Source organism: Amycolatopsis sp. NPDC006131 (assembly GCF_040614175.1).
Lineage (GTDB): Bacteria > Actinomycetota > Actinomycetes > Mycobacteriales > Pseudonocardiaceae > Amycolatopsis_E > Amycolatopsis_E tucumanensis.
Genome location: NZ_JBEXTX010000096.1, coordinates 1 through 15529, shown reverse-complemented (window position 1 = coordinate 15529; position 15529 = coordinate 1). Strand labels below are relative to the sequence as shown.

The following is a 15529-nucleotide window of genomic DNA, read 5'->3' as shown; positions in this document are numbered from 1 at the left end:
GGCGTCAGCGCCGGCGGGCTCGCAGCGCTTCGATGACCTCGTCGTCCCAGCGGTGCTGGCGGATCAGGCGGTAGCGCTCCCCGGCGACCCACATGTAGGCCTCGGCCTCGGTGCGGTCGCCGATCAGCTCCGCCTGCCGCATCATTTCCACCACCGGCAGGTACTCCTCCTCGTACCAGCGCCGCGCGATCGTGGCGCGGTCGAGGAACTTCCCCTCGGACTGCATCAGCCGGAAACCCCACGCCTCGACGTGCTCGCCGAGGTGCGCGTAGTCCCACGGGTCACTCACCACGATCGCCGCCCGCGCCTCGCCCGCCAGCGGCACCCGCGACAGGAACAGCCGCCGGTAGTCCTTCACGATCAGGTCGCCCCGGTAGCGGATGCCCTTCGGGTTGAGCTTGGTGTGCACCTCGGTCACCGCGGCCTCGATGGTCTCCAGCCCCAGCGCGTAGGCCACCGACACGCGGTGGTGCCCGTCGATCACGAAGTGCAGGTCGCCGACCCGGTACACCTCGATCGGCGGGATGTGCTCGCCGCGGCGGGCGGCCAGCGCGAGCCGTTCCCACCGTTCCCGCACCCGGCCGGAAGTCGGCCGGAACCGGCGGTCGAAGTCGCGGCCGCGGTCGACGCTGCCGACGATCGAGTTCAGCGGGATCACCCGCAACCCGATTCGCCGCTCGCTCACGTAGCCGAGCGCGTCCACGACCTCGTCGAACGGCAGCATGATGTTGACGTCGTCGGGCTCCCGGCGCAGCCAGTTCGCCAGCCGCGACAGCACCTGCCGCCGCCGGGCGCGCAGGAAGTCGTGCTCGGCGTCGGCGCGGGGGAAACCGGTGTCCCGCGCGGCGTTCACGTCCGCACCTCGTGCGGGGTGAACGCGATCAGGTGCCTGCCGACGACGTTGCGGACGCGCGTGTCGCCCATCCGGTGCTCCCTGGGTTGTTCGCCGTAGGGGTGGATGTGCCCGTGCAGCAACCAGTCCGGCCGCATCTTCTCGACCGTCCGGTGCAGGCAGTCGAAGCCCTGGTGCGCCGGGTCTTCGCGGTCGCCGACGCCGCGGGGCGGGGCGTGCGTGAGCAGGACGTCGACACCGCGCCCGTCGCGGCGCTGCCTGCGCGCAGCCTGCCGGACCAGCCGCCGGGCGCGCCGGGCCTGCTGCGCCTGCGTCCACTGGTTGGGGCCCTCGTTGTAGCGGACCGAGCCGCCGAGGCCGGCGATCCGCAGGCCGCACACGTCGACGACCCGGCCGTCGGCGTTGACCGCGCCGGCGGGCCCGGGCCAGGCCTGCGGGAAACCTGCCCGCATGAACAGGCCGCCGTGGCGGGTGAACCCGGACAGGTCCGGGTCGTGGTTGCCGGGCACGAACACGCACGGCACGCCGCCCAGCGAGTCGGTCAGGAACTCCAGGTAGTCGAACGGCAGGTCGCCGGCGGCCAGGACGAGGCCGACCTCGCAGCCGGGGCCGACACCGGCCCACAGCTGCTCGTCGACCTCGTCGGAGACCACCAGCGCGCGCATGCCTCCACGATAGGTACTCGTCAGTGGGCCTGCGCGAGTTCCGGGTGGTCGGCGATCAGCACCGCCACCACCGCGATCCACACCAGGGTCAGCGCGAGGGCCCAGAACTTGAGGCTCGTGAGCAGTCTGGTCATCGGAGAACTCCTTCCAGCGAACAGGTCAGGAAAGGGTCAGAGCCACTTGTTCTTCCTGAATATTCGGTAGAGAAGCAGGCAGATCCCGAGAATCAGCACGAGAACCGCCGGATACCCGAACTTCCAGCGCAACTCCGGCATGTAGTCGAAATTCATGCCGTAAATACCCGCGATCATCGTGGGGACCGTGATCATGGCCGCCCACGAGGTGATCTTGCGCATGTCGGTGTTCTGCTGGAGCGTGATCTTGGCGACCGTGGCGTTCACCAGGGTCGTCAGCAGCTCGTCGAAGTTGCCCACCCGCTCCGACACGGTGGTCAGGTGGTCGTCCACGTCGCGGAAGTACGACCGGACCTCGTCGGGGACCAGCCGGGTGAAGCCCTCCGCGAGCCTGCGCACCGGCGTGACCAGCGGCAGCACCGCGCGGCGCAGCTCCAGCACCTCGCGTTTCATGAGGTAGATCTGCTCGGCGCTGACCGACGAGCGGGGCGCGAACACCCGCGCCTCCATCTCGTCGATGTCCTCCTCGATCGAGGAGGTGACGTCGAGGTACTGGTCGACGATGAGGTCGGTGATGGCGTGCAGCACCGCGGCCGGGCCGTTGGTCAGCCGCTCCGGGTCCTCGTCGAGGTCGCGGCGCAGCCGGGCCAGCCCGGAGTGCGCCCCGTGCCGGACGGTGATGATGAAGTCCAGCCCGAGGAACGCCATCAGCTCGCCGGTCTCCACGATCTCGTTGGCCGTGGTCGGCGACTCGTGCTCGACGTAGCGGACCGTCTTGAGCACCATGAACAGCGTGTCGTCGTAGCGCTCCAGCTTGGGCCGCTGGTGCGCCTGGACGGCGTCCTCCACGGCCAGCTCGTGCAGGCCGTAGACCTCCGCGATGCCCTGGATCTGCTGCTGGTCGGGCTCGTGCAGGCCGATCCAGACGAACCCGTCGCGACGGCGCCGGACCTCCTTGATGGCCTCGGCGTGCGTCCAGCGCCCTGGCAGCCGTTCGCCGTCGACGTACACGGCGCAGTCGACGATGTAGGCCGAGACGGGAACCGGCACGGGCGGCTCGACCCGGCCGGCTCGGCCGTTGCCCCGGCCGCGCAGGCCGCCGAGGGAGGGAATCGCAGGCATGGGATCTCCTGGCTTTCGCAGTGCGTACCACGACCGCCGGGCGGGCAGGAATGCGTCCGCTCGGCTCTACCAGCGTTTCCCGGGCGAACTGCGCCTAAAGCACGGAAATGGTTCCGGCCACGTGGAGGGAAACGCTGGGTTTACTAGGGAGCGGACTATCGCCACTACTCATCTTGCGTTCCTCACCTCCTCCAGCCGGACCGGCAACGTGGCGGCTGTCGCGTTGACGCACCGCCGCCATTGGTCGAGGGTACTCCTCAACATCAGTTGACGTCGCTCCAGGTCGGTGTGGCGTTACCCGCAGGGAGGTCGACCAGTGCAGTTCGGGCGGTACTTCGAGGAGTTCGAGGTGGGTGCGGTGTACAAGCACTGGCCAGGCAAGACGGTGACCGAGTACGACGACCACCTCTTCTGCCTGCTCACCATGAACCACCACCCGCTGCACATGGACGCGCACTACGCGGCGGAGACCACAGACTTCGGCAAGAACGTCGTGGTGGGCAACTACATCTACTCGCTGCTGCTGGGCATGTCGGTGCCGGACGTGTCGGGCAAGGCGATCGCGAACCTGGAGATCGAGTCGCTGCGGCACGTCAAGCCGACCTTCCACGGTGACACCATCTACGGTGAGACCGAGGTGCTGGACAAGACCCCGTCCAAGTCCAAGGACGACCGGGGCGTGGTGTACGTGGAGACCCGGGGCTACAAGCAGGACGGCACGATCGTGTGCATCTTCCGGCGCAAGGTCCTGGTGCCGAAGCAGAACTACGGTGAGGCGCGTGGGGGCGAGCAGCCGGGCCGTCCCGTTCCGCACGAGTGAGGGAGACCGCGTGACGATCGGGTTGGCCGAAGCCAAGCGGCGGTTGGACGAGTTCGCCGGGAGCGCGGCGGGCGAGTCACCGCTGTACGAGCACCTCGCGTCGAAGGCAGCCGAGGACGACGCGGTGGCCGGCCTGCTGGCCGCCGCGCCCGAGGAGGCGAGCCCCGCGCTGTTGTTCGCGGTCGCCCACCGGCTGGTCCAGGCCGACCCGATCCACCCGCTGTACCGGTACTACCCCGCGCTGGGCGGGTCCTACGGCGTTGACGACGAGACGTGGCCGCTGTTCCGCGAGTTCCTGCTCGCGCACGCCGGCGAGGCGGCGGGCATGCTCGCGTCGCGGTCGCTGGCGAACAACGAGGTGCGGCGCGCCGCGTCGGTGTTCCCCGCGGTCGCGATGGCGGCCAAGCAGGCCGGCGGCAAGATCGCGCTGCTCGAGGTCGGCACCGCGGGCGGGCTGCTGCTCGGGATGGACAAGTTCGCCTACCGGTACCAGTGCGACGGCGGCGAGCAGCTGGTCGCCGGGCCTGCCAAGGCGGCGGTCGGGCTGCACTGCGCGCTCGACCTGGCGCCCGGCGCGGTGCTGCCGAAACTGCCGAAGAAGCTGACCGTCGTCGCGCGCGCGGGGCTCGACCCGCGGCCGCTGGATCTGTCCGATGAGGACGAGCTGGCGTGGCTGGAGGCCTGCGTGTGGGGCGACCAGCCGGACCGGGTGCGGCTGCTGCGGGCGGCCGCGCTGGCGCAGCGCAAGTCGCCGCCGCAGATCGTCGCCGGGGACGCGGTCGGCGCGTTCGACGAGGCTCTCGCCCTGCTGCCCGCGGACGTGCCGCTGGTGGTGCTCACCTGCCGGACGATGGGGCACATGCCGGATGCCGACCGCGGCGAGTTCCTGTCGCGGCTGGCCGCGCTGGGCGAGTCGCGTCCACTGTGGTGGGTCATGGACGAGACGTACGAGCACGGGTTGTCCGCGGTGCTGCCGGGGCGGGACGAGCTGGCCTTCGCCGTCGACGGCCAGACGACGCTCGGCCTGGCGCGGCGCACGGCCGGCGGCTGGGACGCGGTCGCGCTGGCCCGCACCACCCGCTACGGCGCCCGGATGACCTGGCTGGCCGCCTAGCTGTTGTGTGCCGGTGGCCACTGCGGTGAGGATGTGGTCATGGCTGACACGTGGTTCACCCCGCTGACCCCGCTGGCCTTCCTGGAGCGCTCCGCCGAGGTCTTCCCGGACAAGGACGCGATCGTCTACGGCGAGCGCCGCGTGACCTACCGCGAGTTCGCCGCGGAGGCCACCCGCGTGGCGCACGCGTTGCGGGCGAGCGGGGTCGGGCCGGGGGACCGCGTGGCCTACCTGCTGCCGAACATCCCGGAGATGCTGGTCGCGCACTTCGCGGTGCCGCTCGCGGGCGCGGTGCTGGTGGCGATCAACACCCGGCTCGCACCGGCCGAGATCCGCTACATCCTGGAGCACTCCGGGGCGAAGGTGCTGGTGGTGGATGCGGCACTGCACGCGTCGGTGCCGCCGGAGACCGGTGTGGACGTCGTGACGGTGGTGGACGGCGCGGAGCCGGACCCGGCCGTCGGCGGCATCACCTACGACGAGCTGCTGGCGCGGGGCAGCGACGAGCCGCTGCCGTGGAGCGTCGCGGACGAGCGGTCGACGATCTCGATCAACTACACGTCCGGGACCACCGGCAGGCCGAAGGGCGTCCAGTACCACCACCGCGGCGCGTACCTGAACTCGCTGGCCGAGATCATCCACTCGGGGCACACGCCGGAGTCGAAGTACCTGTGGACGTTGCCGATGTTCCACTGCAACGGCTGGTGCACGACCTGGGCGGTCACCGCCATCGGCGGCACGCACGTGTGCCTGCGGGCGGTCGACGCGGCCGAGATCTGGCGCCTGCTGGACGGCGAGGGGATCACCCACTTCAACGGCGCGCCGACGGTGCTGAACACGATCGCCGGGTACTCGGGGGCGCACCCGCTGCCGCGGGAGGTCGTGGTGACCACCGCGGGGGCGCCGCCGTCGCCGACCGTGATCCGGCGGATGACGGACCTGGGCGCGCGGCTGGTGCACGTGTACGGGCTGACCGAGACGTACGGGCCGTACACGGTGTGCGAGGCGCAGGAGGGGTGGGTCAAGCTCGACATCGCCGAGCGGAGCCGGCTGATGGCGCGGCAGGGCGTCGGGATGCTGGTGACCGACGGGATCCGGGTGGTGGACGAGCAGATGCGCGACGTGCCCCGCGACGGCGTGACGATGGGCGAGGTCGTGATGCGCGGGAACAACGTGATGTCCGGTTACTTCGCCGACCCCGAGGCGACGGAGAAAGCGTTTCGCGGCGGGTGGTTCCACTCGGGTGACCTGGGCGTGTGGCACCCGGACGGCTACATCCAGCTGCGTGACCGGGCGAAGGACATCATCGTCTCCGGTGGCGAGAACATCTCCACGATCGAGGTGGAGGCGGCGCTGGACTCGCACGAGGCCGTCGCGGAGGTCGCGGTGGTCGGCGTGCCGGACGAGAAGTGGGGCGAGCGGCCGAAGGCGTACGTCGTGCTGCGCCCAGGCGCGACGGCCACGGCGGATGACTTGCGGGCGCACGTGCGGGAGCAGATCGCGCGGTTCAAGGTGCCCGACCAGGTCGAGTTCGTGGACGCGCTGCCCAAGACTTCGACGGGGAAGATCCAGAAGTTCCAGCTGCGCGAACGCGAGTGGGGGAGTTCGGAGTCCCGGATCCAGGGCTGATCACGGCGGATTGCTCTCAGCGGCGGCTCCGCGCCCTGCCCGCCTGCCGTGAGGGCTGCGCCGCGAGGGATTGCGGCGCCGCTGCCGCCGGATCGGGCTGCGCCGCTGCCGCATCGGGTCGCGGCACCGCCGCGACGACCAAACTACCGCCGCAAGCGGCCAGCTCCGCCCCGTGACCGGTTAACTCGGCACCGCTGCGCGCCGGCTTCACTGCCGCAACCGGCCGGGCTCGCCGCCGCGACGAGCCGCGCCACCGCCGCGACGAGCCGCGCCACCGCCGCGAAGAGCCGCGCCACTACCGCGACGAGCCGCGCCACTACCGCGACGAGCCGCAGCACCGGCGCATTGGGCCGCGCCACCGCCGCGACTGGCCGGCGCACCACCGCCAACCCGCAGCCGCGACCCGCCACTGCCGCGCCGGGGCGCGTTGGCCCTCCGGGCAGCGTGCTTCCCACTTCAGGGCACATGCCGACAATTCCGGCCGCCGAGCCCACCGTTCCAAGCAGCGACGCACCGGCATCGAGCCGCGGAAAGCGCCCTCAGCAGCGCGGCAGCATCTCCCAGCCACGCAGCGTGTCGGCCAAGCCGTCCGTCAGCGCGAGCGCCGCGAAGGCCGCCTCGTCGACCCAGCGCACCTCGGCCGCGTCGTCGCCGGCTCGCAGCGAACCGCCTGCCACCTCGCAGGTGTAGTCGTGGATCTCGTAGCGGCCGCGGATCACGTGGCCCACCAGCATGCCGGGGCGCACGACGAGCCCGGTTTCCTCGCGCATCTCCCGGATCAGCGCCTCGCTGTCCGTTTCGCCTGGTTCGACGCGTCCGCCGGGGATCGACCACAGTCCGCGTCCGGGGTCGTTCGCGCGCCGGACGAGCAGCAGGCGGCCCGCTTGATCGTGCAAGATCCCGCCTACGCAGCGCACGGGAACCCGGCCGGTCGCGCTCATGAGGGCAGCCTAACCCGGGCGCGGTGGAAGCGGAGAGTAACCAACCGATTAGATCACAGCCGGACACTGACCCAAGCGCGGGACTTACCTCCCGTAACCCTGCGGAGTGCGGTACAACGTTACTGGTGAGCTTGCCAGTCCGATGCCGGAGTAAGAGACGGGATTGATCGTTGTGAACGCGAAGAAGATTGCCGGGCTCGTGGGTATCGCGTTGGTGCTGTTCTTCGTGATCGCCCAGCCGGGCAACGCGGCCAACCTGGTCAGCAACATCGTCGACTTCCTGCGTGAATCGGCCGAGGCCGTCATCACCTTCGTCAGCAACGTGTTCACTTCGTAGGCGGCCGGATAGGCTGGCTTGATGTTCGCCCCACGGGATCCCGACGAGTACCTGCTCGACACCGAGCGGCGCGTGGTGCGGGTCCGCAGGCACTGGGCATTCCTGGCCTGGGACACCTTCGAGACGATCGCCCTGCTCGCGATCTGCGTGATGGTGTCCTACCTGCTGCCACCGTCCCTGTGGGTCGTCCAGAACATCCTCTGGTACGCGGCGCTGCTCGTGGTCGTCGTGTACGCGTTCAAGGTCATCGAGTGGTGGGTCGAGCGCCTGGTGGTCACGGACAAACGGTTCGTGCTCACCAGCGGCGTCATCACCACCAAGGTCGCGATGATGCCGATCTCGAAGGTCACCGACCTGACCTACGAGCGCTCTGCGTGGGGCCGGATGTTCGGCTACGGCACGGTCGTCGTCGAGTCGGCCGGTCAGATCCAGGCGCTGAACCGGATCGAGTTCCTGCCGAGCCCGGAGGATTTCTACGACACCATCTCCGAACTCGTCTTCGGCGACAAGCACAAGCAGAGCGAGCGCTTCTCCATGATCAAGGCCCAGCGGCTCGCGCGCGGCAAGAAGATCGTCGGTTGACACGTCGTTGTGCCTGGTCGGCCGTGTGCCGACCGGGTAGGCGACAATGATTCCGATGCGCATCGACCTGCACACCCATTCCACCGTGTCGGACGGCACCGACACGCCTGCCGAACTCGTGGCGACGGCCGCCGCCGCGGGGCTCGACGTGGTCGCGCTGACCGACCACGACACCACGGCAGGCTGGGCCGCCGCGGCCGCGGCGCTCCCGTCCGGCCTCACGCTTGTGCCCGGCGCCGAGCTGTCGTGCGTGAGCAGCCTCGGCATCAGCATCCACCTGCTGGCCTACCTGTTCGACCCGGCGTCCCCGGCGATCGTCGAAGAGCAGACGCGGCTGCGGCAGGAGCGCCGCACCCGGCTGCGGGCGATGGCAGTGCGAATGGCCGCCGACGGCCTGCCGATCGACGCCGACGAGCTCCTCGAATCCCTCGGCCCGGACTCCCCGGCAGGCCGGCCGCACCTCGCGCAAGCCCTGGTGCGCGCCGGGCTGGTGACGAGCGTGGACCAGGCGTTCGCCGAGTACCTGGGCGCCGGCCGCGGCTACTACCTGCCGCGGCAGGACACGCCGGTGGAGCGGGCGATCGAGATGATCGCCGAGGCCGGCGGCGTCACCGTGTTCGCGCACCCGTTCGCGCGCAGCCGCGGGCGGATCGTGTCCGCCGACTACATCGCCGGGCTGGCGGAGCTCGGGCTGACCGGGCTGGAGGTCGACCACCCCAACCACGACGAGCCGACGCGCGCCGAGCTGCGCGGGCTGGCCGGTGAGCTGGGGCTGGTGCAGACCGGGTCGAGCGACTACCACGGCACGAACAAGACCATCCCGATCGGCGCCGAGAACACCGATCCCGAGCAGTTCGAGGCGCTCATCGACAAGGCGTCCGGCGCGCAGATCGTGGTGGGCTGACCTTGGCGGTCGCCGACCTCTTCGACGCGAAGCTGTTCCTGGAGGCGTCGATCACGCTGGTCGTGATCATGGACCCGCCGGGGACCGTGCCGGTGTTCCTCAGCCTGGTCGGCCGGAAGCCGCCGGCGGTGCGGGCGCGGGCGGCGCGGCAGGCGGTGCTGGTGTCGCTGCTGGTGATCTCGCTGTTCGCGATCGCGGGGCAGGCGATCCTGGCGTACCTGGGGATCGGGGTGCCCGCGCTGCAGGGCGCCGGCGGGCTGCTCCTGCTGCTCATCGCGCTGGACCTGCTGACCGGCCGCGGCGCGACGAGCGAGCCGAACGTGGTGGAGGACGTGAACGTCGCGCTGGTGCCGCTGGGCACCCCGCTGCTGGCCGGGCCGGGCGCGATCGCCGCGACGATCGTCTTCGTGCGGCAGGCGTCCGGGCACGTGGGCGCGTACGTCGCGCTGGCCTGCGCGATCGTCGCCGTGCACATCGTCATCTACGCGTGCATGCGGTTCTCCGGCGTGGTCATCCGGCTGATCAAGGAAAGCGGTATCACGCTGCTCGCGAAGATCGCGGGCCTGCTGCTGGCCGCGATCGCCGTGGAGCTGGTCGCGAACTCCGTGAGAGGCTTCATCGAAGGCGGCTGACGTTCTGGGCGGGTGTCGCTGCGGGCAGGTGCTGCTTCCCCGGATGCGGATGCCTGCGATGCCAGGCCTCGTCCCTCACTGCACCGGGCCGGCCTCCGCCGTGAACCTCCGTCTGGGCGCCGGTTGCCGCGCGAGCGAGTCGCGGGTTGCTGGGGGAGCTGCCCGTGCCAGCCGCAGTCGGCTTCGTTGGGGCGGAGTCTTTCCCATCGCGGGCCAACGGTGCCTGTGGGCGCCGGCCGCGCGGGGCCGGACCGGCTGGTCATCGGTCCCGGCTGGCGAGGGGGTCTGGGCTGCCGAGGCGCCGGTTGCCGTTCCCCTGGGGTGGTCACCTGGCGATGCCGCCATCGGCGCCGGCCCCGAGGGCATGCCTGCTGGGTCAGCTCCCGGCACGCGGCAGCGCGCGAGCGAGTCGCGGGCTGCCGCCGTGCCGGCTCCGTCAGCCGCCGATCACGGGTGGGCTGATGCGGTTCCCGTTCTCGTCCGTGCCGCCCTCGTGGCCGAAGATGCTGTCCGGGTCGTCCTCGAGCAGGTACGCGGGCCGCTCGTGGTCCTTGTCCTCGTCCTTCTTCGAGTTGCCCGCCGGGCCGGCCAGGTGCGATCCGGACGCGCCCGCCTTGCCCGCGGCTCCGGCGCGTCCGCTGTTCGCGCTCTCCGCAGCCGCCCTGGCGCCCGGCTCCCCGATCCCGGCCCGGCGGCCCGCGGCCTCCTGACCTGCGCCGAGACGGCCCGCGGCGCCACCACCAGCCGCCCGGCCGCCGACCCCGGCCCGCGGCACGGCACCGGCCCGGCCGCCGGAGCCCGAACCGGGGCGCGGTGACGTGCGCGTCTGGTCGCCCTGGCCCGGCGCGACCGGCATCATGCCCGCACCGCCCGACAGCCCCGAGCTGCCGGGCACCGTCGCGGCAGGGGAGCGGCCCCAGCCACCGGCGTGGTCGCTGAACCCGGGGGTCGGCGACGCGCCCGTGGCCGTGCCGATCCCGGGCAGCGGCGTCGTCGGCGGCGCGATGCTCCCGGTGGTCCGCACCCCGCCCGGCGCGCCGCCCATCGGGCCGACGCCGCCCGAGCTGGACGCCGTCGTGTTGTCGTTGGCGGCGAACGTCGGGCTGGTGGCGGCGCCGGTGTCGGGCTGCGTGGTCGGCGTGGCGTACACAGGCTGGGTCGAACCGCCGGCGTGCAGCATCACGTCCCGCTGCGCCACCACCGCCGCGGCCTCCAGCTGGGCCTGGTGCTGCAGCGCGGCCTGGTTCTGCATGTCGTTCATGGTGGCGCTGGCGCCCTCCCAGTCACCGCTCGCGAGCTGCTGCCGGGCGGCGGCGATCGACTCGTCGACCGACTTGCCCGCGGGCTCCGGCATGCTGTTGCGGGCCTGGGACAGCGCCGCGGACGTCTGCGAATACCGGTTCGCCGACAGGAACGCCGCGTCCTTCGAGGTGTCCGCCCAGGTCGCGAGGGTGTTGAAGTAGCCGAAGGCGGTGTTCGCGCCGTCGCCCTGCCAGCCGGCCTGCTCCTTGGCGACCCCCTGCCGGAGCGCGGAGGCCATCTCGCCGAACGCGTTGCCGAGGTCGTTGACGATGATGCCCTGCTCGTCGACCTCCTCGGGGGAAGCGCCCTCGGTGACCATGGTCTTCAGCTCTTCGTGCGATCGGCTGCGGTAATCCTCTTCCGATGCGGGCAGCCCGTCGCGGTACCCGCCGCCCTCGGCCTGCAGCTTCCGCGTGTAGACCTGGCCGGACTTGACCGAGTAGTCGCCCGCGACCTGCTCGGCGTCCGGCCCGAAGAACTTGCCCGCGGACTTGCCCGCGGTTTCGGCGTAGACCTCCGACTCGTACCGGCGCCGCGAGTACCCGTTGTCGGGCTGCGTCATGACTTCCTCCCCTGGTGTCAACGATTCGCCGCGGTCAGGTGCTGGTTGACGTGGTCGCGCACCCACTGGCCGATGCGGGCCCGGTCGGCGGGCGTGAAGGTGTGCCGCTGCGCGCCGTCGGGCAGTTGCTCCACCGTGGTGAAGAACCGGCCGTCCGAGGTGTCGAACCAGGTCAGGCGGCCCGCGTCCACCCCGCGGACCGAGCACGAGACCACCCCGGCGCGCAGCGGGGGCGCCGCGAAGTACCGGTCCGCCACGCGCTTCTCCCGCGGCGGCTCGCCGCCGAACAGGTCGCCCCCGCCGCGCGCCTGCGACACGTAGGTCACCGGCGCGATGCGCACCGGCGGCACCTCCGGCAGCGGTTCGAGCAGTTGCGGGAGCACCTGGCCCGCGCGCAGCTCGGCGAACCTGACGTTGTCCCCGCTCTGCCGGCTCAACACACCGCGCTCGCCGCTCCAGCCGCCGCGCGACAGGACCTTCTCGTCGCGCGTCAGCTCGGCCACGACCTGGGTGACGAGGACGTCCGGCCGCGCCCACAGCCGCAGCAGGTCCTCGAACTCGCCGCGCAGCCGGTCACGCGACATGCGCCCGAGGCGGTGCCAGTGGTCGAACACGCGCTGCCGCTGCTCGGCGCGCTCGGACCGGGTCCCGCTGACGAACGGGATCCGGTGCGGGTAGACGAACCTCCCGAGGCCCAGCTCCTCGTCGAGGATGTCCAGTTCGGCCGGCGCCGTTTCGAACGTCAACACGCATTGCCCCCTGCTCCGAATGCCAACCGCCCAGATCATATGCGCCGCGGGCCGTGGGCGGAGCCGAAAGTGTCGGGGGTGGTGCGTACGGTAGTGGACGTGGAGCAACTGGGGTTCGAGTTCGCGGTCCAGCCGCGGCGGTTGACGAAGGTGAGTCCGGCGCGACTGGCCACCTTCGCGGACTGCCCGCGCCGGTACCGGATGGCCTACCTCGACCGGCCGACCCCGCAGCGCACCGGCCCGTGGGCGCACAGCACGCTCGGCGCGGTCGTGCACAACGCGTTGCGTGCGTTGTTCGACGTGCCGCCGGCGCGGCGCACGCCGGAGCGTGCCGCGGCGCTGCTTTCGGAGCACTGGCAGGACGGCGGGTTCGCCGACGCCGACCAGGCCGCGACGTACCGCGCCCGCGCCAAGGAGTGGGTCGCCGAGTACGTCGAGCACCACGACGTGACCAGCGACCCGGTCGGCATCGAGCGGTGGGTGTCCGCGCCGGTGAACCCCCAGCCTGGGCAGCCCGCTTCGATGATCATCGAGGGGCGCGCGGACCGGATCGACCAGCGCGGCGGTGAGCTGGTGATCGTCGACTACAAGACCGGCCGCCGCGCGCCGGACGAGTACGAGGCCCGCAGTTCCCAGGCGCTGGCGATGTACGCGGTCGCGGCCGAGCGCACCCTGCGGCGGCCGTGCCGCAAGGTCGAGCTGCACCACCTCCCCAGCGGCACGGTCGCGGAGGCGACGCACACGCCGGAGAGCCTGCAGCGGCACCTGCGCCGCGCCGAGGAGACCGCCGAGGACGTCCGGCTGGCCACGGACACGCTGGACGCAGGCGCCGACGCCGACGCGGTGTTCCCCGCACGCCCCGACCGCCGCTGCGCCTGGTGCGACTTCCGGCCCAGCTGCGAGGCAGGGCAGCAGGCCGCCCCGGCGGCGAAGTCGTGGGAGTTGCTGGCGCCGTAGGGGTGGGTGTTTGGGGCTGGCTGGTGCGGTTGGGCCGCCCTGGTGGCGAAGTCCTGGGAGCTGTTGGCGCCGTAGGTGGGGGTGCTCGGGCTGGTGCGGTTGGGCCGCCCTGGGGCGAAGTCCTGGGAGCTGCTGGCGCCGTAGGGGCGGGCTGGCGCGGTTGAGCCACCCTGGTGGCGAGGTTCTGGCAGGCGCTGCCGCCATTGGCTGTGCTGGTCGTGGAGGCTTGACTATCAACGCGCTGTGGCCGCAAGCGGCCGCAGGCCCCAAAACAGCCGGCCACGAATCAAGTCGCGCCACCCTCCACCGCGTGGTCGCCGAAGGCTGCGGCTTGTGCCTGCGCGATGAGATCCGGCAGCGAGGTCTTCCCGTCCTCCTCGGCCCACCGCACCAGCGCCGTGTGCATCGCGGCCAAGCAGGCGCCGGCCGCCGCCCGGACGCGGAACGCGGCCTCGGGGTCCGCCGCGCCGAGGGCGTCCACGATCGCCTCCTGCAAGGCGTAGTGGTTGTCCAGGTGCCTGGCCCGCAGCGCGGGTGTCGAGATCATCAGCCGGAGCCGCGCGAGCAAGTGCTGCCTCGTCGCGGGGTCGCCATCGGTCAGCGTCGCCGTCGCGTCGACCAGCGCGCCGCAGATTCGACGGACCAGCGGCTGTGCCGGTGAGGTGGCGGCGAGCCGCTCGCCGACGAGCCGCCCGTGCTGGTCGGCGAGCACGAGGTCTTCCTTCGTGGGGAAGTGCCGGTACACGGTCATGGCCGAGACGCCCGCGGCCACGGCCACGTCGTTCACCGTCGTCGTGTCGTAGCCGCGTTCCGTGAACAGCCGCACCGCGTGCGCCTGGATCATGCGCTGCGTCTCGGCTCGTCGTCGCGCTCGCAACGTTGATTGCCGCTCAACCACGTGGTAGACAGTACCGCATTGGTAGTCACTAACATTTTGGTAGCAGCTAACAGACTGGGGTGATCGGTGTGCGGACGGCTTTGGTGACGGGGGCATCGCGTGGCATCGGACGGGCGATCGCGGCCCGCCTCGCGGCGCAGGGGGTGCTGGTGGTCGTGCACTTCGGCACGGACGCGGAGGGCGCGGCGGCGACGGTCGCCGAGATCGAACGCGACGGTGGGAGCGCATTCGCCGTCGGGGCACGGCTGGGCGTGGACGGCGACGTCGAAACGCTCTTCGCGGGAGTCGAGTCGGCCCTGGCGGGGCGGCCGCTGGACATCCTCGTCAACAACGCCGCGGCCGCACCGGCCGGACCGCTCGGAGCCACGAGGCGGGCCGAGTTCGACCAGCTCTTCGCCGTGAACGTGCGCGCGCCCTACTTCGTCATCCAGCGCGCGTTGCCGCTGCTCCGCGACGGTGGCCGCATCATCACGATCTCGTCGGTCGCGACCCGGATGGCCAACCCGGCCCAGACCTCGTTCGCCATGACGAAGGGGGCGGTGGAAACGATGAGCATGACCTTGGCCAACGAGCTCGGCGCCCGGGGAATCACGGTGAACGCGGTCGCTCCCGGCGCCACGCGGACGGCGACCAACGGCTCCGCGTTCGCGGCCCCGGGCCTGGCCGAGTTCATCGCCGCCTCCACCGCGATGAACCGCCTGGGCGAACCGGGCGACATCGCCGACGTGGTCGCGTTCCTCGCTTCCGACGCCGCGCGCTGGATCACCGGTCAGGTGATCGACGCGAGTGGCGGGCTGTTCCTCGGACCGCGCGTCTGACCGGGGTCCCCGGTGCGGGTGGTCCCGCTTCTGCCCGTCGCGGGCATGGTGGAATCCTCGGAGTTCCCGGTCGAGGAGTGGAACAGGGTGAGCGAGGACATGACGGACACCGAAGAGCTGCCGCTGGCCCCGGCGCGTGGTCGCACCCGGGTGGCGCGGTGGTGGCGCGGCTTCACCGGCTCGCTCGCGGCCGGCCTCGTCGCGCTGGCGGTGCTCGTCCTGGGCGCGGGTCTGCTGTGCGCCTTCCTCGACGTCCCCGGCCCGGGCGCGGCGCCGATGATCGGGCACCCCATCGCCGCCGTGCTGGCTCTACTCGCGCAGCGCGTCGCGGATCGCAGCCGGGGGGTTGTGGCGGCGGTTGCCGGAGTGGTGGTGCTCGCGGTGGCCCTGACCGCGCTGTGGACCTTCTGGTGGGCCTAGGGCGTGTCTGACAAAGATCGCGGTTGGTGGCTGGGATGCTGCTGGTCGTGTCGCGGTTTCAGATGCTCTCGGATGAGCAGTGGGCGTTGA

General features: G+C 71.6%; 17 protein-coding genes. 10 read left to right on the top strand and 7 right to left on the bottom strand.

Annotated elements, in window-relative coordinates; translation table 11 throughout:
* Positions 1–4: 4 nt before the first annotated feature.
* The 3 genes from ABZ215_RS33920 to ABZ215_RS33910 all read right to left on the bottom strand — a co-directional run bounded on the left by ABZ215_RS33920 (position 5) and on the right by ABZ215_RS33910 (position 2774).
* Positions 5–853, bottom strand: a complete 849-nt coding sequence (locus ABZ215_RS33920) for a ParB N-terminal domain-containing protein (RefSeq protein WP_020420924.1) — start codon at positions 851–853, stop codon at positions 5–7.
* A complete protein-coding gene (locus tag ABZ215_RS33915) occupies positions 850–1518 on the bottom strand; it encodes a metallophosphoesterase (RefSeq protein ID WP_020420923.1) in 669 nt (222 codons plus the stop codon). Before ABZ215_RS33915 ends, ABZ215_RS33920 begins: the two co-directional genes overlap by 4 nt.
* Before the next feature lie 170 nt (positions 1519–1688).
* The gene (locus tag ABZ215_RS33910; RefSeq protein WP_020420922.1) at positions 1689–2774 is read right to left on the bottom strand and encodes a magnesium and cobalt transport protein CorA; all 1086 of its coding nucleotides are present in this window, start codon (positions 2772–2774) and stop codon (positions 1689–1691) included.
* Positions 2775–3090: 316 nt separating this feature from the next.
* Between ABZ215_RS33910 and ABZ215_RS33905 the strand changes: the two genes are divergently transcribed.
* The 3 genes from ABZ215_RS33905 to ABZ215_RS33895 are packed head-to-tail and all read left to right on the top strand — an operon-like array spanning position 3091 to position 6337.
* Positions 3091–3594, top strand: coding sequence for a MaoC family dehydratase (locus tag ABZ215_RS33905; protein WP_020420921.1), 504 nt, complete (start codon positions 3091–3093; stop codon positions 3592–3594).
* Between the two features lie 10 nt (positions 3595–3604).
* Positions 3605–4708 (top strand): DUF2332 domain-containing protein, encoded by a 1104-nt coding sequence (locus ABZ215_RS33900; protein WP_027936277.1) that lies wholly within the window; start codon positions 3605–3607, stop codon positions 4706–4708.
* Positions 4709–4747: 39 nt separating this feature from the next.
* On the top strand, positions 4748–6337 hold the full coding sequence (locus ABZ215_RS33895; RefSeq protein WP_354954410.1) for an acyl--CoA ligase family protein: 1590 nt from the start codon (positions 4748–4750) through the stop codon (positions 6335–6337).
* A 539-nt stretch (positions 6338–6876) separates the two neighbouring features.
* On the opposite strand, the gene ABZ215_RS33890 is transcribed toward ABZ215_RS33895, so the two are convergent.
* Positions 6877–7278 (bottom strand): NUDIX domain-containing protein, encoded by a 402-nt coding sequence (locus tag ABZ215_RS33890; RefSeq protein WP_354954408.1) that lies wholly within the window; start codon positions 7276–7278, stop codon positions 6877–6879.
* A gap of 172 nt (positions 7279–7450) precedes the next feature.
* On the opposite strand from ABZ215_RS33890, the gene ABZ215_RS33885 reads away from it, so the two are divergent.
* The 4 genes from ABZ215_RS33885 to ABZ215_RS33870 are packed head-to-tail and all read left to right on the top strand — an operon-like array spanning position 7451 to position 9733.
* A complete protein-coding gene (locus ABZ215_RS33885; protein ID WP_017986942.1) occupies positions 7451–7615 on the top strand; it encodes a hypothetical protein in 165 nt (54 codons plus the stop codon).
* A gap of 21 nt (positions 7616–7636) precedes the next feature.
* A complete protein-coding gene (locus ABZ215_RS33880) occupies positions 7637–8197 on the top strand; it encodes a PH domain-containing protein (protein WP_020420917.1) in 561 nt (186 codons plus the stop codon).
* Positions 8198–8243: 46 nt separating this feature from the next.
* Entirely contained in the window at positions 8244–9101 is an 858-nt protein-coding gene (locus ABZ215_RS33875) for a PHP domain-containing protein (RefSeq protein ID WP_027936276.1), read from the top strand.
* A 2-nt stretch (positions 9102–9103) separates the two neighbouring features.
* Positions 9104–9733 (top strand): MarC family protein, encoded by a 630-nt coding sequence (locus ABZ215_RS33870; protein WP_017986945.1) that lies wholly within the window; start codon positions 9104–9106, stop codon positions 9731–9733.
* Between the two features lie 436 nt (positions 9734–10169).
* Here the strand turns inward: ABZ215_RS33870 and ABZ215_RS33865 are convergent, their stop codons facing one another.
* Positions 10170–11597: a hypothetical protein gene (locus ABZ215_RS33865; protein ID WP_354954405.1), complete on the bottom strand. Its 1428-nt coding sequence runs from the start codon at positions 11595–11597 to the stop codon at positions 10170–10172.
* Between the two features lie 17 nt (positions 11598–11614).
* On the bottom strand, positions 11615–12346 hold the full coding sequence (locus tag ABZ215_RS33860; protein WP_354954403.1) for an ESX secretion-associated protein EspG: 732 nt from the start codon (positions 12344–12346) through the stop codon (positions 11615–11617).
* A 99-nt stretch (positions 12347–12445) separates the two neighbouring features.
* Here ABZ215_RS33860 and ABZ215_RS33855 point away from each other — a divergent pair, with 99 nt between their 5' ends.
* Positions 12446–13303, top strand: a complete 858-nt coding sequence (locus ABZ215_RS33855) for a PD-(D/E)XK nuclease family protein (protein WP_354954401.1) — start codon at positions 12446–12448, stop codon at positions 13301–13303.
* 286 nt (positions 13304–13589) lie between these two features.
* On the opposite strand, the gene ABZ215_RS33850 is transcribed toward ABZ215_RS33855, so the two are convergent.
* On the bottom strand, positions 13590–14147 hold the full coding sequence (locus tag ABZ215_RS33850) for a helix-turn-helix domain-containing protein (protein ID WP_354954399.1): 558 nt from the start codon (positions 14145–14147) through the stop codon (positions 13590–13592).
* A gap of 113 nt (positions 14148–14260) precedes the next feature.
* Between ABZ215_RS33850 and ABZ215_RS33845 the strand changes: the two genes are divergently transcribed.
* Together ABZ215_RS33845 and ABZ215_RS33840 are read left to right on the top strand one after the other, a co-directional pair.
* Positions 14261–15019: an SDR family oxidoreductase gene (locus ABZ215_RS33845; RefSeq protein WP_354954397.1), complete on the top strand. Its 759-nt coding sequence runs from the start codon at positions 14261–14263 to the stop codon at positions 15017–15019.
* A 99-nt stretch (positions 15020–15118) separates the two neighbouring features.
* Positions 15119–15439, top strand: a complete 321-nt coding sequence (locus tag ABZ215_RS33840) for a hypothetical protein (protein WP_039791691.1) — start codon at positions 15119–15121, stop codon at positions 15437–15439.
* The last annotated feature ends 90 nt before the right edge of the window (positions 15440–15529 follow it).

What these genes read in the sequence shown, in the direction of transcription:
- ABZ215_RS33915 (WP_020420923.1), bottom strand. Translation starts at nt 1,518, where the DNA reads ATGCGCGCGCTGGTGGTCTCCGACGAGGTCGACGAGCAGCTGTGGGCC.
- ABZ215_RS33910 (WP_020420922.1), bottom strand. Translation starts at nt 2,774, where the DNA reads ATGCCTGCGATTCCCTCCCTCGGCGGCCTGCGCGGCCGGGGCAACGGC.
- ABZ215_RS33895 (WP_354954410.1), top strand. Translation starts at nt 4,748, where the DNA reads ATGGCTGACACGTGGTTCACCCCGCTGACCCCGCTGGCCTTCCTGGAG.
- ABZ215_RS33890 (WP_354954408.1), bottom strand. Translation starts at nt 7,278, where the DNA reads ATGAGCGCGACCGGCCGGGTTCCCGTGCGCTGCGTAGGCGGGATCTTG.
- ABZ215_RS33880 (WP_020420917.1), top strand. Translation starts at nt 7,637, where the DNA reads ATGTTCGCCCCACGGGATCCCGACGAGTACCTGCTCGACACCGAGCGG.
- ABZ215_RS33875 (WP_027936276.1), top strand. Translation starts at nt 8,244, where the DNA reads ATGATTCCGATGCGCATCGACCTGCACACCCATTCCACCGTGTCGGAC.
- ABZ215_RS33865 (WP_354954405.1), bottom strand. Translation starts at nt 11,597, where the DNA reads ATGACGCAGCCCGACAACGGGTACTCGCGGCGCCGGTACGAGTCGGAG.
- ABZ215_RS33850 (WP_354954399.1), bottom strand. Translation starts at nt 14,147, where the DNA reads ATGATCCAGGCGCACGCGGTGCGGCTGTTCACGGAACGCGGCTACGAC.
- ABZ215_RS33840 (WP_039791691.1), top strand. Translation starts at nt 15,119, where the DNA reads ATGACGGACACCGAAGAGCTGCCGCTGGCCCCGGCGCGTGGTCGCACC.